At 71.4% G+C, this 18,473-nt stretch carries 17 protein-coding genes and 1 tRNA gene; 11 read left to right on the top strand and 7 right to left on the bottom strand.

Going from position 1 to position 18,473, the window contains the following annotated elements; genetic code table 11:
- Nucleotides 1–91: 91 nt before the first annotated feature.
- The 5 genes from DEJ03_RS11460 to DEJ03_RS11440 all read left to right on the top strand — a co-directional run bounded on the left by DEJ03_RS11460 (nucleotide 92) and on the right by DEJ03_RS11440 (nucleotide 4,567).
- Nucleotides 92–466, top strand: coding sequence for a holo-ACP synthase (locus DEJ03_RS11460; protein ID WP_181422688.1), 375 nt, complete (start codon nucleotides 92–94; stop codon nucleotides 464–466).
- A gap of 81 nt (nucleotides 467–547) precedes the next feature.
- Nucleotides 548–835: an acyl carrier protein gene (locus DEJ03_RS11455; RefSeq protein WP_110864673.1), complete on the top strand. Its 288-nt coding sequence runs from the start codon at nucleotides 548–550 to the stop codon at nucleotides 833–835.
- Nucleotides 832–2,007 carry an acyl-CoA dehydrogenase family protein gene (locus tag DEJ03_RS11450; protein WP_071405339.1) on the top strand — a complete coding sequence of 392 codons (1,176 nt, stop codon included), beginning with the start codon at nucleotides 832–834 and terminating at the stop codon, nucleotides 2,005–2,007. The genes DEJ03_RS11455 and DEJ03_RS11450 overlap by 4 nt, the downstream gene beginning before the upstream one ends.
- The gene (locus DEJ03_RS11445) at nucleotides 2,004–2,984 is read left to right on the top strand and encodes an amino acid--[acyl-carrier-protein] ligase (RefSeq protein WP_204166209.1); all 981 of its coding nucleotides are present in this window, start codon (nucleotides 2,004–2,006) and stop codon (nucleotides 2,982–2,984) included. Before DEJ03_RS11450 ends, DEJ03_RS11445 begins: the two co-directional genes overlap by 4 nt.
- Nucleotides 2,981–4,567 carry an alpha/beta fold hydrolase gene (locus tag DEJ03_RS11440; RefSeq protein ID WP_110864672.1) on the top strand — a complete coding sequence of 529 codons (1,587 nt, stop codon included), beginning with the start codon at nucleotides 2,981–2,983 and terminating at the stop codon, nucleotides 4,565–4,567. Before DEJ03_RS11445 ends, DEJ03_RS11440 begins: the two co-directional genes overlap by 4 nt.
- A gap of 167 nt (nucleotides 4,568–4,734) precedes the next feature.
- Here the strand turns inward: DEJ03_RS11440 and DEJ03_RS11435 are convergent, their stop codons facing one another.
- Together DEJ03_RS11435 and DEJ03_RS11430 are read right to left on the bottom strand one after the other, a co-directional pair.
- Nucleotides 4,735–5,661, bottom strand: coding sequence for an alpha/beta fold hydrolase (locus tag DEJ03_RS11435; RefSeq protein ID WP_181422687.1), 927 nt, complete (start codon nucleotides 5,659–5,661; stop codon nucleotides 4,735–4,737).
- A gap of 56 nt (nucleotides 5,662–5,717) precedes the next feature.
- Entirely contained in the window at nucleotides 5,718–6,206 is a 489-nt protein-coding gene (locus tag DEJ03_RS11430; RefSeq protein WP_071248033.1) for a peroxiredoxin, read from the bottom strand.
- Between the two features lie 241 nt (nucleotides 6,207–6,447).
- Between DEJ03_RS11430 and aceE the strand changes: the two genes are divergently transcribed.
- The 6 genes from aceE to DEJ03_RS11400 all read left to right on the top strand — a co-directional run bounded on the left by aceE (nucleotide 6,448) and on the right by DEJ03_RS11400 (nucleotide 14,215).
- The gene (gene aceE, locus DEJ03_RS11425; RefSeq protein ID WP_110864671.1) at nucleotides 6,448–9,192 is read left to right on the top strand and encodes a pyruvate dehydrogenase (acetyl-transferring), homodimeric type; all 2,745 of its coding nucleotides are present in this window, start codon (nucleotides 6,448–6,450) and stop codon (nucleotides 9,190–9,192) included.
- Between the two features lie 7 nt (nucleotides 9,193–9,199).
- The gene (locus tag DEJ03_RS11420; protein WP_027465341.1) at nucleotides 9,200–10,426 is read left to right on the top strand and encodes a CdaR family transcriptional regulator; all 1,227 of its coding nucleotides are present in this window, start codon (nucleotides 9,200–9,202) and stop codon (nucleotides 10,424–10,426) included.
- Nucleotides 10,427–10,521: 95 nt separating this feature from the next.
- Complete coding sequence (locus DEJ03_RS11415) at nucleotides 10,522–11,463, top strand: ACP S-malonyltransferase (RefSeq protein ID WP_110864670.1); 942 nt, start codon at nucleotides 10,522–10,524, stop codon at nucleotides 11,461–11,463.
- On the top strand, nucleotides 11,460–12,512 hold the full coding sequence (locus tag DEJ03_RS11410; protein WP_071405345.1) for a beta-ketoacyl-ACP synthase III: 1,053 nt from the start codon (nucleotides 11,460–11,462) through the stop codon (nucleotides 12,510–12,512). Before DEJ03_RS11415 ends, DEJ03_RS11410 begins: the two co-directional genes overlap by 4 nt.
- 122 nt (nucleotides 12,513–12,634) lie before the next feature.
- Nucleotides 12,635–12,883 carry an acyl carrier protein gene (locus tag DEJ03_RS11405; protein WP_017886710.1) on the top strand — a complete coding sequence of 83 codons (249 nt, stop codon included), beginning with the start codon at nucleotides 12,635–12,637 and terminating at the stop codon, nucleotides 12,881–12,883.
- An 87-nt stretch (nucleotides 12,884–12,970) separates the two neighbouring features.
- Nucleotides 12,971–14,215, top strand: a complete 1,245-nt coding sequence (locus DEJ03_RS11400; RefSeq protein ID WP_110864669.1) for a beta-ketoacyl synthase — start codon at nucleotides 12,971–12,973, stop codon at nucleotides 14,213–14,215.
- A gap of 240 nt (nucleotides 14,216–14,455) precedes the next feature.
- On the opposite strand, the gene DEJ03_RS11395 is transcribed toward DEJ03_RS11400, so the two are convergent.
- The 5 genes from DEJ03_RS11395 to DEJ03_RS11375 form a co-directional block, all read right to left on the bottom strand.
- Nucleotides 14,456–14,956, bottom strand: a complete 501-nt coding sequence (locus DEJ03_RS11395) for a DUF3145 domain-containing protein (RefSeq protein ID WP_027465337.1) — start codon at nucleotides 14,954–14,956, stop codon at nucleotides 14,456–14,458.
- Nucleotides 14,957–15,114: 158 nt separating this feature from the next.
- Nucleotides 15,115–15,960: a DUF1684 domain-containing protein gene (locus DEJ03_RS11390; RefSeq protein ID WP_110864668.1), complete on the bottom strand. Its 846-nt coding sequence runs from the start codon at nucleotides 15,958–15,960 to the stop codon at nucleotides 15,115–15,117.
- Complete coding sequence (locus DEJ03_RS11385; protein WP_309146894.1) at nucleotides 15,957–16,991, bottom strand: AI-2E family transporter; 1,035 nt, start codon at nucleotides 16,989–16,991, stop codon at nucleotides 15,957–15,959. The genes DEJ03_RS11390 and DEJ03_RS11385 overlap by 4 nt, the downstream gene beginning before the upstream one ends.
- Before the next feature lie 97 nt (nucleotides 16,992–17,088).
- Nucleotides 17,089–17,163: transfer RNA gene (locus DEJ03_RS11380), tRNA-Ile, on the bottom strand.
- Nucleotides 17,164–17,176: 13 nt separating this feature from the next.
- Nucleotides 17,177–18,388, bottom strand: coding sequence for a glycosyltransferase (locus DEJ03_RS11375; RefSeq protein WP_110864667.1), 1,212 nt, complete (start codon nucleotides 18,386–18,388; stop codon nucleotides 17,177–17,179).
- Between the last annotated feature and the right edge of the window lie 85 nt (nucleotides 18,389–18,473).

Below are 18,473 nucleotides of genomic sequence, written 5' to 3'. Positions count from 1 at the left end.
GTCCCTGGCGACGATCATACGAACCCGCGGTGTCCCCCATGCCGGTCAGGGCATGCACTGTGGACAAGTGCTGCGTAGCCTGCTCCTCGTGATGACCATCCGCACCGGTACCGACCTCGCAGCGGTCGAGGACGTCGTCGACGCCGTCGCGGCCCACGGCGAGCGGTACCTGGACCGGGTGTTCACCCTGCGGGAACGCACCGACACGGGCGACGACCCGGAGCGCCTCGCTGCCCGGTTCGCCGGCAAGGAGGCCGTGGTGAAACTGCTCCGGCCGGCTCCGGACCAGGCGATCCCGCTGCGTGACGTCGCCGTCGTGCTCGACGCCGGCGGTGCCCCCACGGTCGAGCTGTCCGGAGCGGCCGCGGCCCTGGCGGAGTCGATCGGGTGCGGCCCGATCGCGGTCTCGTTGGCACACGAACGGGGGCTCGCGGTGGCGACGGCGGTGGCCCTCTCGGAGCGCTGACCCGGCGCTCCGGACAGGGGTGCGGTTTCCCGCACCTGCACGGCGGTTTCCCGAGGGCCGTTCCTCTTTACGGTTGCAGTCATGGAACAGGACCCGAACCCCTCCAGCAGCACCGCGACGATCGCCGACACGGCCACCGACCGGGCCGTCCGTCGCGCCCTCGCCGAGCACGGCAGGCTGACGGTCGACGCGTGGGACGTCGCGTCGATCGCCGACCTCTACGCCCTCGGCCTGACCTCGCACGCCACCGTCAACGTGATGCTCGCGGTGGAGTCGGACCTCGACGTCGAGTTCCCCGACTCGGTGCTGAACCGGTCGACCTTCGCGAGCGTCGAGTCGATCACCGCCGCGGCGGAGCTCGCCTCGTGACCCTGGTCCTGCCGGCACCGTCGGTCGTCGACCGCTTCGCCGAGCGTGCGAGCGCGGTGGCCGAGGTCGCCGCACAGTTCGCCGACGAGGTCGACCGCGACGCCCGACCCCCGCGCGAGGCCATCGCCGCGATGCGGGAGTACGGCCTGCTCGCTGCAGCGGTGCCGACCGAGCACGGTGGCGAGGGTGCCTCCGTGGCGGAGCTCTCCGCGATCGCGACCGAACTCGGCCGGGCCTGCGCCGCGACCGGCATGGTGTTCGCGATGCACCAGGGCCAGGTCATGGCGCTCTGGCGGCACGGCGGCGACGGTGCCGGCGTGCTCGAGACGATCGAGGCCGTCCGGGGCGGGGCACTCGTCGCGTCAGCCACCACCGAGCGTGGCGTCGGAGGCGACGCCCGGCGGTCCACGTGTTCCATCGAGCCGACCGACGACGGCCGGATCCGCCTGCGCAAGGACGCGCCGGTGATCTCGTACGCCACCGAGGCCGACGCGGTGTTCGTCACCGCCCGTCGCGACCCCGACGCCCCGGCGTCGGACCAGCGACTGCTCATCTGCCGCACCGACACGATGGTCCTGTCGCAGACGTCCACCTGGGACACCATGGGGCTCCGCGGCACGTGCAGCAACGGGTGGATCCTCGACACCGAGACGACGACCGACCGGGTGTTCCGCGACGACTACGCCGCGATCTCCGCCCAGACCGTCCTGCCGGTGTCGCACGTGCTCTGGGCCTCGGTCTGGCTCGGCATCGCGGTCTCGTCCGCAGAACGTGCCCGCAGCGCCGTCCGGAAGCAGGCCCGCGCCGCCGTCGGGACGACCCCGCCCGGTGCCCTCCGGCTCGCCGAGCTCCTGGTCGACCTGCAGGCCCTCGCCGATTCGGTGCGCCACGCCGCCGAACGGTTCGACGCCGCCGCCGACGACCCGGACGTGCTGGCCTCGAGCGCGTACGCCCTGGCCGCGAACGCCCTGAAGATCGGTGCGTCCGAGCGCGTCACCGACATCGTCACGAAGGCGCTGCGCATCGTCGGGATCGCGGGCTACGCCGCCTCGGGTCCGATGAGCATCGCCCGACACCTCCGAGACGCCCACGGGGCCGCCGTCATGGTGAGCAACGACCGTCTCCTCAAGAACGACGCCGACCTGGCCATCATGACGGGAGTGATCCTGTGACGATCACGGACACCACCACGCACACCACCGACACCACCACCGCGGACACCGCCGCCGACGCAGCCGCGCTCGACGCCGCCCGCGCAGCCCTCCGCGCCCGCCTGCTCACCGACGGCGTCCTCCTCGACCTCGGCACGCCCGGCCTCTACGGCCGCACCGGGGTCTTCGAGCGCGTGTACGCCGCAGTCGACGCCGCAGCGGTCCGCAGCCAGCAGCACCTCGGCGCCGAGGTCCTGCGCTTCCCGCCGGTCGAGCCGCTCGCGTCGTTCGAGCGCACCGACTACATCGCGTCGTTCCCGGACCTCGCCGCGTCGATCTCCGGGTTCACCGGCGACGACCGCACCCACCGCGCACTGCTCGCCGCCCGCGAGCGCGGTGAGCGCTGGGAGGGGTTCCTCGAGCCGGCCGACCTCATGCTCACCCCCGCGGTCTGCCACCCGGTCTACGGCCTGATCGGCGACACCGTGCCGCAGCAGGGCCGGTTCTTCGACGTCCTCGGCGACTCCTTCCGCCGCGAGCCCTCGCTCGACCCGATGCGCCTGCAGGCCTTCCACATGCACGAGTTCGTGCACGTCGGCACCCCCGCGTCCGCGGCGGCCCACCGGGACGGCAGCATCCCGGTGATGCGCGCGCTGCTCGAGTCGTTCGGGCTCGAGATCGACGTCGTCCCCGCCAACGACCCCTTCTTCGGCCGCGTCGGGCAGATGCTCGCCCGCAACCAGGTCGAGCAGGCGCTCAAGTTCGAGTTCGTGACGAAGGTCTACGGCCCCGACCACGACGCCACCGCGATCAGCTCCGCGAACCTGCACGAGGACCACTTCGGCACCTCGTTCGGCCTCCGCACCGAGGACGGACAGGTCGCGCACAGCGCCTGCATCGCGTTCGGCCTGGAACGCATCACCATCGCCCTGTTCGCCGCCCACGGCACGGACCTCGACGCCTGGCCGGCGTCCGCCCGCGCCGCCCTCGCCCTGTGACCACGCTGCACGGCTGGTCCGGATCGCCGGCGATCCGCGCAGCGGTCCAGCTCCCCGCCGCCGCGCGCGCCGGCGTCGTGATCTGCCCGCCGCTCGGGCAGGAGGGCGTCATCGCGTACCGCACGCTCCGTCTGCTGGCCGACCGCCTGGAGGCCCGTGGCATCGCCTCGGTGCGCTACGACCCGTCCGGACGTGGTGACGGCGCACCCGACACCGCGCCCGACGCGCAGGTCCGGTCCGCACGCCACGCCGCCGCCGTGCTCCGCACGACGGGGGTGCAGCACGTCGCCTTCGTCGGGCTGGCCTCGGCGGCCCTCGTCGCGGCGAACGCGGCCGCGGACACCGACGGCCTCGTCGTCTGGGACGCCCCGGCATCGGGCAAGGGGTGGCTCCGTCGGCAGCGCGCCCTCGCGACCATCACGATCGGTCCCGACCGCGTGGTCGACGGCGTCGAGAGCCTCATCGGGTTCGACGTCGAGCCGGACGAGGCCGCCGCACTCGCGGACCTCGCCTTCGCCCCGCGCACCGGGCCCACCGTCGCGCTCGTCCGTCCGGGCGCCCGGCCGCCGAGGCCCCTCGGTGACGTCGACGTGACCGAGGTCACCGGCAGCGCCGAGCTCCTCGACGGCACGAGCATCCACGCCCGCATCCCCGGAGCCGCCGTCGACACCGTCGTGGCCTGGCTCGACACCTGGGCGCCCGAGACGGCGGTGCCCGTCCGCACGCCCGTCCTCGACGAGGTCCTCGACGTCGACGGCCGCGTGTCGGAGCGGATCGTGCACCTCGGCGATCAGGGGCTGTTCGGGATCGAGACCGTCTCGTCCGCCCAGCACCACGACGCCCCCGTCGTCGTGCTCCACAGCGGCGGCGCCGAGCACCGCGTGGGGGCCACCGACTACCAGGTCGAACTCGCCCGCGCCCTCGCCCGCGACGGCGCCCGGGTCGTCCGGGTCGACCGTCGTGCCACCGGCGAGAGCACCGGCGTGCACGAGGACGAGCGGAGCTTCCTGTTCGCCCAGGAGTGGGTGGAGGACCAGTCCGCCGTCGTCACCGCACTCGCCACCCCCTCGGACCGGCTCGTGCTCGTCGGCATGTGCGCCGGCGCCTGGGTCGCGGGCCGCGCCGTCGAGGAGGCCCCGCGCCTGGTCGTCGAGATCAGCCCGAACGACTACCGTCGCGTCCCGGCAGAGCCCGGCTCGTACGCGGACGAGGTCCGGGCGATCGACGCCCCGTCGCCCGCCCGGATGTGGGTACGCGAGCGGTACAACCGCTTCGTGCCGAAGGCCGTCCGCGACCGCATCGCCCGCCGCGACCGGATGGGCGGCGTCGTCGGCCACGTCCGCCCGCTCGTCGAGCACGGCACCGACGTCGTCGTGATCGTCGCCCCCGAGGACGCCGCCCTGTTCGACCGGCTCGGTGGGCAGAAGGCCGTCCGGCGCTGGCCCGGTGACGACCGTCGCGGCTCGGTGTCCGTCGTCCGCGTCGAGGACGGCGACCACGCGTTGTTCTCCCCGACGATGCGCGAGGCCGTGGTCGCCGAGGTGCGCTCCCGCGTCGCGGCGACGTTCCCCGTCCACACCTGACGCGCCCCGCCCGGCTCAGCGCAGGTGCATGTTCCGACGATCCACGCGTCGTACGACTCGTGTGGTGTCGCCACATGCACACGCATCCGATGCGGGTGCATGTTCCGACGATCCACGCGTCGTACGACTCGTGTGGTGTCGCCACATGCACACGCATCCACGTCGGCTCAGCGCAGGCCGAGCTCCCGCGCGACGGCATCGGGACGCTCGACGTGGGCGAAGTGCCCGCAGTCGTGGAGCAGGACCGTCCGGACCTGCGGCACGAGCGCCCGCAGCGCCTCGAGGTCCGAGACGCGGGCGAACACGTCGTCCTGTCCGGCGATCGCCGTCACCGGGCAGGTGACGGCACGCCACCGGTCGACGTCGTACGCCGCCGCCGACCGTGCCGCCTCGGTGAACTGCTCCGGCCGGAGCTCCTCGACGAAGGCCTCGAGCACGCTCGGGTCCAGACGTCGAACGTGCGTGAACACCGGCGCCGCGACGAGCGGCAACAGACCGATCCGCGCGATCCCCCGGAGCAGCGGACGCGCGGCGCCACCGGTCATCGTGAGGCCCGCACGCAGCAGGGTGAACGCCGGCAGGGTGCCGAGCGCCCGCACCGGGTGCCGAGCCGCACCGGCGGTCGCGACCGTGGTGCCGGACACCAGGGCGAGCGACCGCACCCGCTCGGGCGCCACCACGGCCAGGTGCAACCCGACGAACGCGCCCATGGAGTGCCCGACCACGTCGACCGCGCCGAGGCCCAGCGCACCGAGGACCGCCGACACGGCACCCGTGACGGCGTCGAGCCCGAGCGGACCGTCCGGAGCCGGCGAGGACCCCCAACCGGGCAGGTCGACGAGCACCAGCCCGCGGTCCCCGATCCCGTCCGCGGCGTGCAGCAACGGTGTCCACGTCGACCAGGAGCCCGCGACGCCGTGCAGCAGCAGGAGCGGGTCCGGGCCGGCGCGGTGGTGCACCACGACGGGCCCGGTCTGGGCCTCCACGACCGTGCGGGTCAGCCCCCAGGCGCCGGGCGTGACGCGCACCGGGTACGGGGCGTACGCATCAGCGGCGACCCCGTGACCACGCGGGTCGGTGTCGATGGCGTGCACCGGGCCTCCTGTCCGACCGTCGACGCGGACGCGTCCGTCAGGAGGGATTCGGAACGCTAGCCGACGGGGACGGGTGCCGAGCAGGCGGCGAGCCGGTCGAGGGCCGCCTTGTACTCGGCGACGTCGCGCTGCAGGCCGGGCTCGGTGATGATCGAGGCCTTGATGCGGCCCTGCACGTCGATGACGAAGGTCGCGCGGGTGGCGAAGCCCTTGTTCTCGAGGAACACGCCGTACTCCTTCGAGACCGCGCCGTGCGGCCAGAAGTCGGCGAGCAGCTCGAAGTCGTAGCCGTTCGTCTCGGCGAACGAGCGGAGCGTCGCCTTCGAGTCGACCGAGATGCCGAGCAGCTCGATGCGCTGGTCCTGGAACATCGTGATGTTGTCCTGCAGGGTGCAGAGCTCGTTCGTGCACCCGGACGAGAACGCCAGCGGGAAGAAGACGAGTGCGACCGGGCGGTTGCCACGGAAGTCGCTGAGTCGGACGTGCTCACCGAACTGGTTCGGGAGCTCGAAGTCCGGCGCGAGTGAGCCGATCTCCAGTGCCATCGCTACGTGTGCTTCTTCCTCGGGCGTGGGGTGTGCCCGTCGGGTCCGTGCGCCGCGGATCGCGTGTGCACGATCGGCCATGCTACGCCGACGACACGCGAATGCAAGCACCCGTCCACCTGCACGTCACCATCAGCATCAGCGTCGGTCCTGGGGCCTAGAGTGGACGGGGCCCCAGCCGGTCGCGACCCGACCACCGGAGCCACCATGTCCACCACCACGAGAACGAACGAGGTCAAGGGTGACGGTGAACGACCAGGACCCGTACAGCGCCGGGGCGAACGACCAGGATCCGCAGGAGACCGCCGAATGGCGTGAGTCCCTCGACGGGCTGGTCCAGACCCACGGACACCAGCGCGGTCGCGAGATCATGCTGAGCCTGCTCAAGCGGTCCAAGGAACTGCACCTCGGTGTGCCGATGGTCCCGACGACGGACTACGTGAACACCATCGCGCCGGAGAACGAGCCGGAGTTCCCCGGCGACGAAGAGCTGGAGCGCCGGTACCGCCGCTGGATCCGCTGGAACGCGGCCATCACGGTGCACCGCGCACAGCGTCCCGGCATCGGGGTCGGCGGGCACATCTCGACCTACGCGTCGAGCGCCGCGATGTACGAGGTCGGCTACAACCACTTCTTCCGCGCGCAGGACCACCCCTCCGGTGGCGACCAGGTCTTCTTCCAGGGCCACGCCTCCCCCGGCATGTACGCCCGCGCGTACATGGAAGGTCGCCTCTCCGAGGACCAGCTCGACGGGTTCCGGCAGGAGAAGTCGCACGCCGGCGGCGGCCTGTCGTCGTACCCGCACCCGCGCCTCATGCCGCACTTCTGGCAGTTCCCGACCGTGTCGATGGGCATCGGCCCGATCAACGCGATCTACCAGGCGCAGCAGGCCAAGTACCTGTCGAACCGCGGCATCAAGGACGCCATGGACCAGCAGGTCTGGGCGTTCCTGGGCGACGGCGAGATGGACGAGGTCGAGTCCCGCGGGCAGCTCCAGGTCGCCGCGAACGACGGCCTCGACAACCTGAACTTCGTCATCAACTGCAACCTGCAGCGACTCGACGGCCCGGTCCGTGGCAACGGCAAGATCATCCAGGAGCTCGAGGCGTTCTTCCGCGGTGCGGGCTGGAACGTCATCAAGGTCGTCTGGGGCCGCGAGTGGGACGACCTGCTCGCCCGCGACACCGAGGGCGCGCTCCTCAACCTGATGAACCAGACGCCGGACGGCGACTACCAGACGTACAAGGCCGAGAACGGTGCCTACGTGCGCGAGAACTTCTTCGGGCGCGACCCGAAGGCGCTCGAGCTCGTCAAGGACTACACCGACGACCAGATCTGGAACCTCAAGCGCGGTGGCCACGACTACCGCAAGGTCTACGCCGCGTTCAAGGCCGCGACCGAGCACAAGGGCCAGCCGACCGTCATCCTGGCGAAGACGGTCAAGGGCTACGGCCTCGGCCCGAGCTTCGAGGGCCGCAACGCGACCCACCAGATGAAGAAGCTCACGCTCGACAACCTCAAGCAGTTCCGCGACGAGATGCGCATCCCGATCTCCGACGCGCAGCTGGAAGAGAACCCCTACACGCCGCCGTACTACCACCCGGGCAACGACGACGAGGCGATCCAGTACATGCACGAGCGTCGTCGCGCGCTCGGTGGCTACGTGCCGGAACGTCGTACGAAGTACACGCAGTTCACGCTGCCGGACGACTCGAAGTACCAGGTCGTCAAGAAGGGCTCCGGCAAGCAGGAGGTCGCCACCACCATGGCGTTCGCACGCCTGCTGAAGGACCTGCTGCGCTCGCCCGACTTCGGTGACCGCGTCGTTCCGATCATCCCGGACGAAGCACGCACGTTCGGCATGGACGCCTACTTCCCGTCGGCGAAGATCTACAACCCGAACGGCCAGCACTACACGTCGGTCGACCGTGAGCTCCTGTTGGCGTACAAGGAGAGCCCGCAGGGCCAGATCATCCACGTCGGCATCAACGAGGCGGGCGCCCTCGCGGCCTTCACCGCGGTCGGCACCTCGTACTCGACGCAGGGCGAGCCGCTCATCCCGGTCTACGTCTTCTACTCGATGTTCGGGTTCCAGCGCACCGGCGACGCCATCTGGGCCGCCGGTGACCAGATGACCCGTGGCTTCATGATCGGCGCGACCGCCGGCCGCACCACGCTGACGGGCGAGGGCCTGCAGCACGCGGACGGTCACTCGCCGCTCCTCGCCACGACGAACCCCGCCGTCGTCTCGTACGACCCTGCGTACGGCTACGAGATCGGCCACATCGTCAAGGCCGGCCTCGACCGCATGTACGGCACGAACGAGGACGGCTCGCCGAAGCACGCCGACCCGAACGTCATGTACTACCTGACGGTCTACAACGAGCCGCTGGTGCAGCCGGCCGAGCCCGAGGGCGTCGACGTCGAGGGCATCCTCAAGGGGATGTACCTGCTCAAGTCGAGCGAGCACGACGGCCCGAAGGCCCAGCTGCTCGCGTCCGGTGTCGCCGTGCCGTGGATCCTCGAGGCGCAGCAGCTCCTCGCCGAGGACTGGGGCGTGTCGGCAGACGTCTGGAGCGTCACGAGCTGGGGTGAGCTGTACCGCGACGGTGTGGCCGCCGAGCAGCAGGCGTTCCTCAACCCGAACGAGCCGGCCCGCACGCCGTTCGTCACCGAGCGTCTGCTCGGCACCGAGGGGCCGGTCGTCGCCGTGAGCGACTTCATGCACCTGGTGCAGGAGCAGATCCGCCCGTTCGTGCCGACCGACTACGCCACCCTCGGCGCCGACGGCTTCGGCTTCTCGGACACCCGTCCGGCCGCTCGCCGCTTCTTCCACATCGACGGCCCCTCGGTCGTCGTGCGGACGCTGCAGCAGCTCGCCCGCCAGGGCAAGGTCGACGGCGCGCTCGTCCAGCAGGCGATCGACAAGTACCGCCTGCACGACGTGACCGCCGGCACCACCGGCAGCGCGGGCGGCGAGAGCTGATCAACCCGTGACGACGGTCCGCCCGGACCACGAGAGCCAGGAGAGCGCGCGTGAGCGTGCGCTCTCCTGGCTCCGTCAGGTGTCCGGAGAACTCTCCACCGCCACGATCAAGCGGCTCGAGGACACGCTCCCCTGGTACAGCGAGATGCCACCGGGGCGCCGCTCCGCCGTGGGCCTCGTCGCCCAGGCCGGCATCACCTCGTTCATCAGCTGGCTCGAGGGCACCGCGTCGACGCCGTGGATCGCCGCGGCCGACGTCTTCGGGTCCGCCCCGCGGGAACTCCTGCGCTCGGTGAGCCTGCAGCAGACCCTGCAGCTCATCCGCGTCGTGGTGACCGTGGTCGAGGAACGCGCCGCGGACGACGAGATGCTGCAGGAGGCGATCCTCAAGTACTCCCGCGACATCGCGTTCGCGGCCGCCGACGTCTACGCCCGCGCGGCCGAGGCCCGCGGTCTGTGGGACGCCCGGCTCGAAGCGCTCGTGGTCGACTCGATCCTCTCCGGCGAGTACGACGACGAACTGCCCTCCCGCATCGCTGCCCTCGGGTGGCACGGCCACGGCGAGGTCGCGGTGCTCGTCGGCACCGCACCGAAGCAGCTCGAGGTCGACCAGGTCCGCCGCACCGCACGGCACATGGACGCCGATGTGCTCGTCGGGGTCCAGGGGTCGCGGCTCGTCGTGGTGATCGGCCGCGCCACCCCCCGTGACGACGTCCCCGAGGGCGAGGAGCCCGTCTCGTTCACGACCATCGCGCAGGCCCTCGAGCCGCTGTTCGGTGAGGGCCACCTGGTGCTCGGCAACGAGGTCCCCGGGGTCGTCGACGCCTCGACCAGCGCGAAGGCCGCCCTCGCCGGGTTCGCCGTCGCGCGTGCCTGGCGCGGCGTGCCCCGTCCGGCCCTGGCCGACGACCTGCTGCCCGAACGGGCCCTTGCCGGCGACCCGCTCGCCCGGTCGGCCCTGGTGCAGCGCATCTACGTCCCACTCAAGGACCAGTCCACCGAGCTCCTGCAGACGCTGTGGTGCTACCTGGACACCGGCCGGTCGCTCGAGGCCACGGCGCGCGAGCTCTTCGTGCACCCGAACACCGTGCGCTACCGCCTGCGCCGGGTCGCCGACATCATCGGGTGGGACGCCACGCACGCCCGGGACGCCCTGATCGTGCAGTCGGCGCTCATCCTCGGCGCGATGTCCGAGTCCGCGACCGGCCGTCGCCGCATCACACCCCGACGCTAGAGCGCTCCGGACGGTAGAGAACCGACAATGTCCCGCGGGGATTCGTGTGGGAAGTCCACGCGGGCCCCGCGGGACGAGAACGCGAGGATTGTCCGGTGATCGTCGTCGTCGCGCCCGGACAGGGCTCCCAGACCCCCGGCTTCCTCGCCCCCTGGCTCGAGGACGCCACCGTTCGTGAACGAGTCGGGCAGTGGTCGGAGTCGATCGGCGTCGACCTCGCCGAGCACGGCACGAACTCCGACGCGGACACCATCAAGGACACCGCGCTCGCACAGCCCCTCATCGTGGCCGCCGGCCTGGTGACCGCCGACGCACTGCTCGCCGAGGGCCGTCGTGCGCTGGTGGGCGGGGTCGCCGGACACTCGGTGGGCGAGTTCACCGCCGCCGCGGTCGCCGGGATCCTCGAGCCGACCGACGCCGTCGCCCTGGTCGCCGAGCGCGGCCGGGCCATGGCGGACGCCGCAGCGCTCGAGCCGACCTCGATGGCCGCCGTCCTCGGTGGCGACGCCGACGCGGTGGCCGCAGCCCTCGCCGAGCACGGCCTCGTGCCCGCGAACCACAACGGTGGCGGCCAGACCGTCGTCGCGGGTGCCGCAGACGCCATCGCGGCCCTCGCCTCCGACCCGCCCGCCAAGGCCCGGGTGATCCCGCTCGCCGTGGCCGGTGCGTTCCACACCCGGTACATGGCCCCCGCCGTCGAGCGGGTCGCCCCAGTCGCGGCCGCCACCACCGTGCAGGACCCGACCCTGCCGATCTGGACCAACGCCGACGGCTCCCGCGTCGACGACGGGCGCCGCTTCGTCGACCTGATGGTCCAGCAGATCGCGAGCCCCGTGCACTGGGACGCGGTCATGGAGTCCTTCTCCGCCGCCGGCGTGACCGGCATCATCGAGCTCGCACCCGCCGGTGCCCTCGTCGGCCTGGCGAAGCGCGGCCTCCGCGGCACGCCGACCGTCGCCATCAAGACCCCCGACGACCTGCCTGCAGCGATCGACCTGCTGCAGCGCGCGGGCCAGGAAGCAGACGCAACCGCATGACCGACCCGACCACCCCGACGGACGCCCCCACGGGCCTCCCGACCGGATCCGCGCGCCCGCTGCTCCAGCAGCGCCGCGGCCACGAGTTCACCCGGATCCTGGCGTTCGGCGCCGCCCGCGGCGAGAACGTCGTGCCGAACGACGACCTCGTCGGCCCGATCGACTCGTCCGACGAGTGGATCCGCCAGCGCACCGGCATCATCACCCGCAAGCGCGCGGGCAAGGACGTCGAGGCCGTCGACCTCGCCGAGGCCGCCGCACGCGAGGCCATCGAGAAGGCCGGCATCGAGCCGTCCCAGATCGGCGTCGTGCTCGTGAGCACCGTCACGCACACCGTGGCGACCCCGTCGATGGCGTCGCTGCTCGCCGAGCGCATCGGCGCCACCCCGGCCGCCGCGTACGACATCAGCGCCGCCTGTGCCGGGTACGCCTACGGCATCGCCCAGGCCGACTCGTTCATCAAGTCCGGGCTCGCCGACCACGTGCTGGTCGTCGGGGCCGAGAAGCTCAGCGACGTCGTCGACCCGACCGACCGCTCGATCTCGTTCCTGCTCGGGGACGGTGCCGGCGCGGCCGTGATCGGCCCGAGCGACTTCCCGGGCATCGCCCCCACCATCTGGGGCTCCGACGGCTCGAAGTGGGACGCCATCGGCATGACCGCGACCTACAACGAGTGGGAGGCCGGGGCACCGCGTCCGACCATGCGCCAGGCCGGGCAGACGGTGTTCCGCTGGGCCGTCTGGGAGATGGTCAAGGTCGCCCGCCAGGCGCTCGAGACCGCCGGCGTCCGCCCCGAGGACCTCGCCGCGTTCGTGCCGCACCAGGCGAACATCCGCATCATCGACGAGTTCGCCAAGCAGCTCGGCCTGCCCGAGACGGTGACGATCGCCCGCGACATCACCACCACCGGCAACACCTCCGCCGCGAGCATCCCGCTCGCCACGCACCGCCTGCTCGAGGAGCACCCGGACCTGTCGGGCGGCCTCGCCCTGCAGATCGGCTTCGGCGCCGGACTCGTGTTCGGTGCCCAGGTGGTCGTCCTCCCCTGATCCCCGTCCGGTCGCGCACCCGCGCGCCCGGTCCCCATCCCGACGAGCCTCCGCGCACCCGGACCCCGCGTGCCCTAGGCTGGTCAACGGTCAAACGACACCCCCCTTCAAGGAGAACACTCATGGCCCTGTCCAACGAAGAAGTCCTCGCCGGCCTGGCCGAGCTGATCAACGACGAGACCGGTATCGCCACCGACACCGTCGCCGCCGACAAGTCCTTCACGGACGACCTCGACATCGACTCCATCTCGATGATGACCATCGTGGTCAACGCCGAGGAGAAGTTCGACGTGAAGATCCCGGACGAAGAGGTCAAGAACCTCAAGACCGTGGGCAACGCGGTCGACTACATCGTCAAGGCCCAGGCCTGACACGAGCTTCCTGAGCGCCGCGGCCCGCGGACCCCTGCGGGCCGTGGCGCTCATCTTGTTCACCCCAACGAAAGAACACGTCGTCCCATGACCAAGAAGACCGTCGTCGTCACCGGGATCGGTGCGATCTCACCCCTCGCCGCGACCGCCCCGGACACCTGGGACGCGCTGCTCGCCGGCAAGTCCGGCATCACCCGCATCGAGGACCCCCGCTACGCCGAGCTCGAACTCCCCGTGGAGTTCGCCGGCCAGGCGCGCCGGTTCCTCACCGACCAGCTCACCCGCCCCGAGTCGAAGCGCCTCGACCCCTCGTCGCAGCTGTCGCTCGTCGCGGCGCGCGAGGCCTGGGCCGACGCCGGCATCGACGACGAGTCCGTCGTCCCCGAGCGCCTGATCGTCGACTGGGCGACCGGCATCGGTGGCGTCAACACGCTGCTCGACGCCTGGGACACCCTGCGCGAGAAGGGTCCGCGTCGCGTCCTGCCGATGACGGTCCCGATGCTCATGGCGAACGGACCCGCCGCCGCCATCGAGATGGAGTTCGGCGCCCGTGGTGGTGCCCGCACCTACCTGTCCGCCTGCGCGTCGTCGACCGAGTCGCTGGCCGAGGCGTACCGGCACATCGCCGACGGCGACGCCGACATCGTCATCACCGGTGGCGCCGAAGCCGCGCTGCACCCGCTCCCGCTGGCCGCGTTCGCCGCGATGCAGGCCCTGTCGCGCCGGAACGACTCCCCCGAGACCGCGTCGCGTCCCTACGACGTCACGCGTGACGGCTTCGTGCTCGGTGACGGCGCAGCGGCGCTCATCCTCGAGTCGAAGGAGCACGCCGAGGCCCGCGGCGCGACGATCTACGCCGAGGTCGCCGGCTCCGGCATCACCTCCGACGCCTTCCACATCACCGCGCCGGACCCCGAGGGCAGCGCCGCCGCCCGTGCCGTCCTGCAGGCCCTCGAGCACGCCGACGCGAGCATCGAGGACGTCGTGCACGTCAACGCGCACGCCACCTCGACCCCCGTCGGTGACGTCGCCGAGTACCACGCGATGCGTCGGGTCTTCGGGGACCACCTGGACGACGTCGTGGTGTCCGCGACCAAGTCCTCGACGGGTCACCTGCTCGGTGGTGCCGGTGCGATCGAGGCGGTCTTCACCGTCCTCGCGCTGCACAACCGCGTCGCCCCGCCGACGATCAACCTGCACGACCAGGACCCGGAGATCGTCATGGACGTGGCCCGCGAGCCGCGCGCACTGCCCGAGGGTGACCTGCTCGCGGTCAGCAACTCGTTCGGCTTCGGCGGACACAACGCCGTGGTCGCGTTCCGCAGCGTCTGATCCGTCCCACCCTGCCAGGAGGCCCGTCCCGCGTCGTCGGGGCGGGCTTCCGTCGTTCCGGTGCCGGTTGGAGTCCCGGCAACACGCCGTCGTGTCGCTGAGGCGCCCCGGAAACGACGAGACGCCGCCGTATTCGGCGGCGTCTCGAGTCTGTGGCGGTGTCCGGACGACACACCGGCGTCTGGCGCACCCGACGTCGGCGTCCGGCGCACCCGAGACGCCGGCGTGTTGCGAGTTGGCTCAGCCGACGCGGTGCAGCCAGACGACCGGGTTGCCCTCGGCCGCGTGGCGGAAGGGCTCGAGCTCGTCGTCCCAGGCCTGCCCGAGGGCGAGCCGGAGCTCACGGTGCAGCTCGAGGGCGTTGCTGCCCGCGACCTCCATCGCGTAGCGCACCCGGTCCTCGGGGATGACCATGTTGCCCGTGACGTCGGTCTGCGCGTAGAACACGCCGAGGTCGGGCGTGTGCATCCAGCGACCGCCGTCCGAGGCGCTCGTCGGCTCCTCGGTGACCTCGTACCGCAGGTGTTCCCATCCGCGCAGGGCCGACGCGATCGCGGCGCCGGCGCCCACCGCACCGGTCCACGTGTACTCGGTCCGGCGCGCACCGTCCTGTGCGGGCTGGTCGAGCCACGAGAAGTTCACGGCGCGGTTCATCGCGCGACCTGCTGCCCATTCGACGTGCGGGCAGAGCGCGCGGGGTGAGGAGTGCACGTAGAGCACTCCTGTCGTCGTTCCGTTCACGGTTCCTCCGATACGTCAGGTGCGACTTCCCCATCGACCTGGTGCGGAGGATCCTGACCCGAGGGGCCACGGAACCATCGGTATGCGATTGTGATGTCCCGACGGGACACGCCCATTATGCAGCGCCGCGGCTGGGAACGGCAAGGAACCGACCCCGATCAGTGCAGGACGGCACCGTCCGCGTCGACCGGGTGTCGCTCCCCCGCCGTGATCGGCACCGGGACGCGGTTGTCCTCCGGTGGGATCGGGCACGCGTACTGGTACGAGAACGCGCACGGCGGCAGGACCAGCAGGTTCCAGTCGAGCTCGACCGTGGCCTCCGTGCCGGGGTCGTCGAGGTACAGGAATCGACCCATGGAGTAGGTGCTGCCCGGGTCGTCCTCCGGCAGGGCACTCGTGGCGTCCTGCACGATGAGCTGCAGCCGCGGGGCTCCGCGGTGGGCAGCCGACCGGACGGCGACGAAGCGCACCGTTGCACCACCCACGACGGTCTCGATGTGTCCGGTGACCGGCAGGGCGTCGCCGGCGGCGTCGCGGACGCTGCCACGGGCCTCCAGGTCGTCTCCCACCAGCGGGACGTACGTGCCGGACGTCACCCAGTCGCCGGACCACGCGAAGCGGGCGATCTGCGCGAAGCGGGCGATCGCCTCGGACGACGGGTCCCAGACGCGCAGGGTGTCGCCGCTGACGGTGCCGGCGAAGCCGTCCGGCAGCGCGACGGTCGACGGCACGACGGCGGTGTCCCCGGCCACCAGGACCGTGCCGTCGACCGGGACGCCGTCGACGACGACGCCGTCGGAGGCCTCGGCCGTCACGGTGAGTCCGCCGACGGCCGGGGCCCACGTCCCGGGGACCGGCCAGACCGGCTGCGGATGGTCGACGTGCTGGGCGTTCACCAGGGCGAGCGGCCCACGGGCACTGCGCGCCCAGCGGTCACGGTCGTGGACGTGCTCGGCGAAGGCGGCGACGACCGCGTCGTCCGGTGCGCCGGTGCCGCTCGTCACGCCTGCTCCTGGCGGGGGTAGATGACCTTCTGCACGATGATGATGACCGACGCCGCGACGGGCAGCGCCACGAGTGCGCCGAGCACGCCGCCGATCGTGCCGCCCGCGACCGCCGCGATGACCACGAGCGCGCCGGGCACCTGGACCGCCCGCGACATGATGCGCGGGGAGATCAGGTAGGCCTCGACCTGCATGTAGACGAGGTAGTAGATGGCGGCGGCGAGGGCGGTGGCCGGCGACGCGAAGAAGCAGAGCAGCGAGATGACGATCGCGGCGGCGAGCGTGCCGACGAGCGGGATGAGCGAACCGAGGAACGCGAACGACGCGAGCAGCACGGGCAGCGGCGCCCCGATGATGAGCAGGAAGATGAAGCTGAGGATGCCGTTGATGAGCGCCTGCGACACCTGCCCGACGACGTAGCGGCCGACGGCCTGCGTGATCTGCTCGCTCACGTCGATGAAGTTCTGGCGGCGCGACGCCGGCACGAACCGGTAGGTCGCACGCTTCATGCCCCGCATCGACGCGAGGAAGTAGAGCATCAGGATGATGACGATGAGCGCCCCGGTGACCCCGGACAGGATGCCGCTGCCGACCGCCAGGATCCCGCCGCCGACGCTGAGCAGGTTGCCCGGCTTCTCGACGAACGACTGCAGCGACTGCAGGGCGTGGTCGATGTCGAACGACCCGGCGAACTGCTTCGACAGGTCCTGCACCCACTGCTGCTGCGAGATGTCCTGCACGATGTCGGGGAAGTTCTGGATCAGGTTCGACGCCTGCTCCACCAGGATCGGCACCACGGCGAACACGATGCCGGCGAAGGCCCCGAGGACCGCGACCACGACGATCGTGATGGCGGACCAGCGCGGGATGATCCGCTCCAGGAACGACACGAGCGGGTCGATGCCGAGTGCCAGGAACAGCGCGACCCCGATGTAGACCAGCACCGTGCTGAGCTCGTTGATGATCGCACCGGCGAGCAGCGCGACGAGCACCCCGATGGCGCCCATGAACCCGAGGCGGAAGGCGTTCACGCGCACGCCGGTACCGCCACGGGTCACCTCGAAGGTGACGTTCGGTGTCGGTGCGTGGTCGTCCTGCGAAGTGTCGCGCTTCCTTGGCATGTGCACGTAGGGCGGGCGGGACTCGAACCCGCGGATCGTTCGGTTATGAGCCGACTGCCTTGACCAGCTTGGCTACCGCCCCTCGCCGGAGACCCTCAGGCCACCGGCTCACCACGATACAGCGACTCGAACGTCGACAGCGTGCGGTTGATGTCGTGTGCCTCGATCATGGTCAGACTGCGATCCCGCATCGCGACGTACTCCGACTCGGGCGCGGTGAGCACCGTCGTGAGCTTCGCCGCCAGGTCGTCCACGTCGCCCGGGGTGAACAGGTACCCGTTGCCGTCGATCAGGTGCGGCAGCGCCATCGAGTCGGCGGCGACGACGGGCAGCCCGGACGCCATCCCCTCGAGCGACGAGATGCTCTGCAGTTCCGCCGTCGACGGCATCGCGAACACCGTCGCGTTGGTCAGGGCCTCCTGCTTGCGCTCGTCGGAGACGAACCCCAGGAACCGCACGCGGTCCTCGAGCCCGAGCTCCTTCGCCAACGCGGTCAGCTTCGGGATCATCTCGCCGTCGCCGACGATGGTCAGCGTCGCGGACAGCTCGGCGGGCAGCAGCGCCACCGCGCGGACGAGCACGTCGAGGTTCTTCTCGGGGGCCACGCGACCGACGAAGACGATGTCGTTGTTGACCGGGCGTCCCTCGCGCGCCACGTACCGGGACGCGTCGATGCCGCACGAGATCGCGAGGACCTGCTGGCCGGCGATGGCCTTCCGCAGGTAGTCGGCGGCCAGGTTCGTCGGCGTCGTGATGGTGTCGGCCAGCCGGTAGGTCTTGGCGGCGTCGCTCCACGCGATCTTCAGCGCGAGGGGCAGCGTCCACTTGCCGAACGGCGTGTACTCGAGCAGGTTCTCCGGCATGAAGTGGTTCGTCGCGATGACCCGGATGCCGCGGTCGTTCGCCTCGTGCACGATGCCGCGGCCGATGACCACGTGCGACTGGATGTGCAGCACGTCGGGCTTGACGGCGTCGAGGATCGGGCCGGTCCACTTCCGGACGCTCCACGGCCAGACGAAGCGCAGCCACGGGTGCAGCGGCCACTTGTACGACTTCAGGCGGTGCACGACGAGCGTGACGCCGTGGTGCTCCTCGTCGAAGGTGCCGTAGTGGCGGCTCGAGGCCGGGGCCACGACGTGCACCTCGTGCCCGCGCTCGGCCAGGCCGACGGCGAGCTGCTCAGCGAAGGTGGCGGCGCCGTTGACGTCGGGGGCGAAGGTGTCCGCTGCGATCAGCACGCGCAACGGTCGGTGACCGCCCGTCGCTTCCGTCGGTCCGGCGGTGGCGGTGGTGGCGTCTCCTGACACGGCTGAGTTCGTCCTCTCGTGGGCGATGGCTGGTCGGCAGTGACGCTATCGCACCGGGATCGACGGTCGCGTCAGCCGCGCGGAT

Origin of the sequence: Curtobacterium sp. MCLR17_043 (assembly GCF_003224215.1) — a bacterium.
GTDB lineage: Bacteria > Actinomycetota > Actinomycetes > Actinomycetales > Microbacteriaceae > Curtobacterium > Curtobacterium flaccumfaciens.
The sequence above is the reverse complement of the archived record's forward strand: the minus strand, read 5'-3'. Positions and strand labels throughout refer to the sequence as shown.

What these genes read in the sequence shown, in the direction of transcription:
- DEJ03_RS11460 (WP_181422688.1), top strand. Translation starts at nt 92, where the DNA reads ATGACCATCCGCACCGGTACCGACCTCGCAGCGGTCGAGGACGTCGTC.
- DEJ03_RS11455 (WP_110864673.1), top strand. Translation starts at nt 548, where the DNA reads ATGGAACAGGACCCGAACCCCTCCAGCAGCACCGCGACGATCGCCGAC.
- DEJ03_RS11430 (WP_071248033.1), bottom strand. Translation starts at nt 6,206, where the DNA reads ATGGCACTGGAGATCGGCTCACTCGCGCCGGACTTCGAGCTCCCGAAC.
- DEJ03_RS11410 (WP_071405345.1), top strand. Translation starts at nt 11,460, where the DNA reads ATGACCGACCCGACCACCCCGACGGACGCCCCCACGGGCCTCCCGACC.
- DEJ03_RS11405 (WP_017886710.1), top strand. Translation starts at nt 12,635, where the DNA reads ATGGCCCTGTCCAACGAAGAAGTCCTCGCCGGCCTGGCCGAGCTGATC.
- DEJ03_RS11400 (WP_110864669.1), top strand. Translation starts at nt 12,971, where the DNA reads ATGACCAAGAAGACCGTCGTCGTCACCGGGATCGGTGCGATCTCACCC.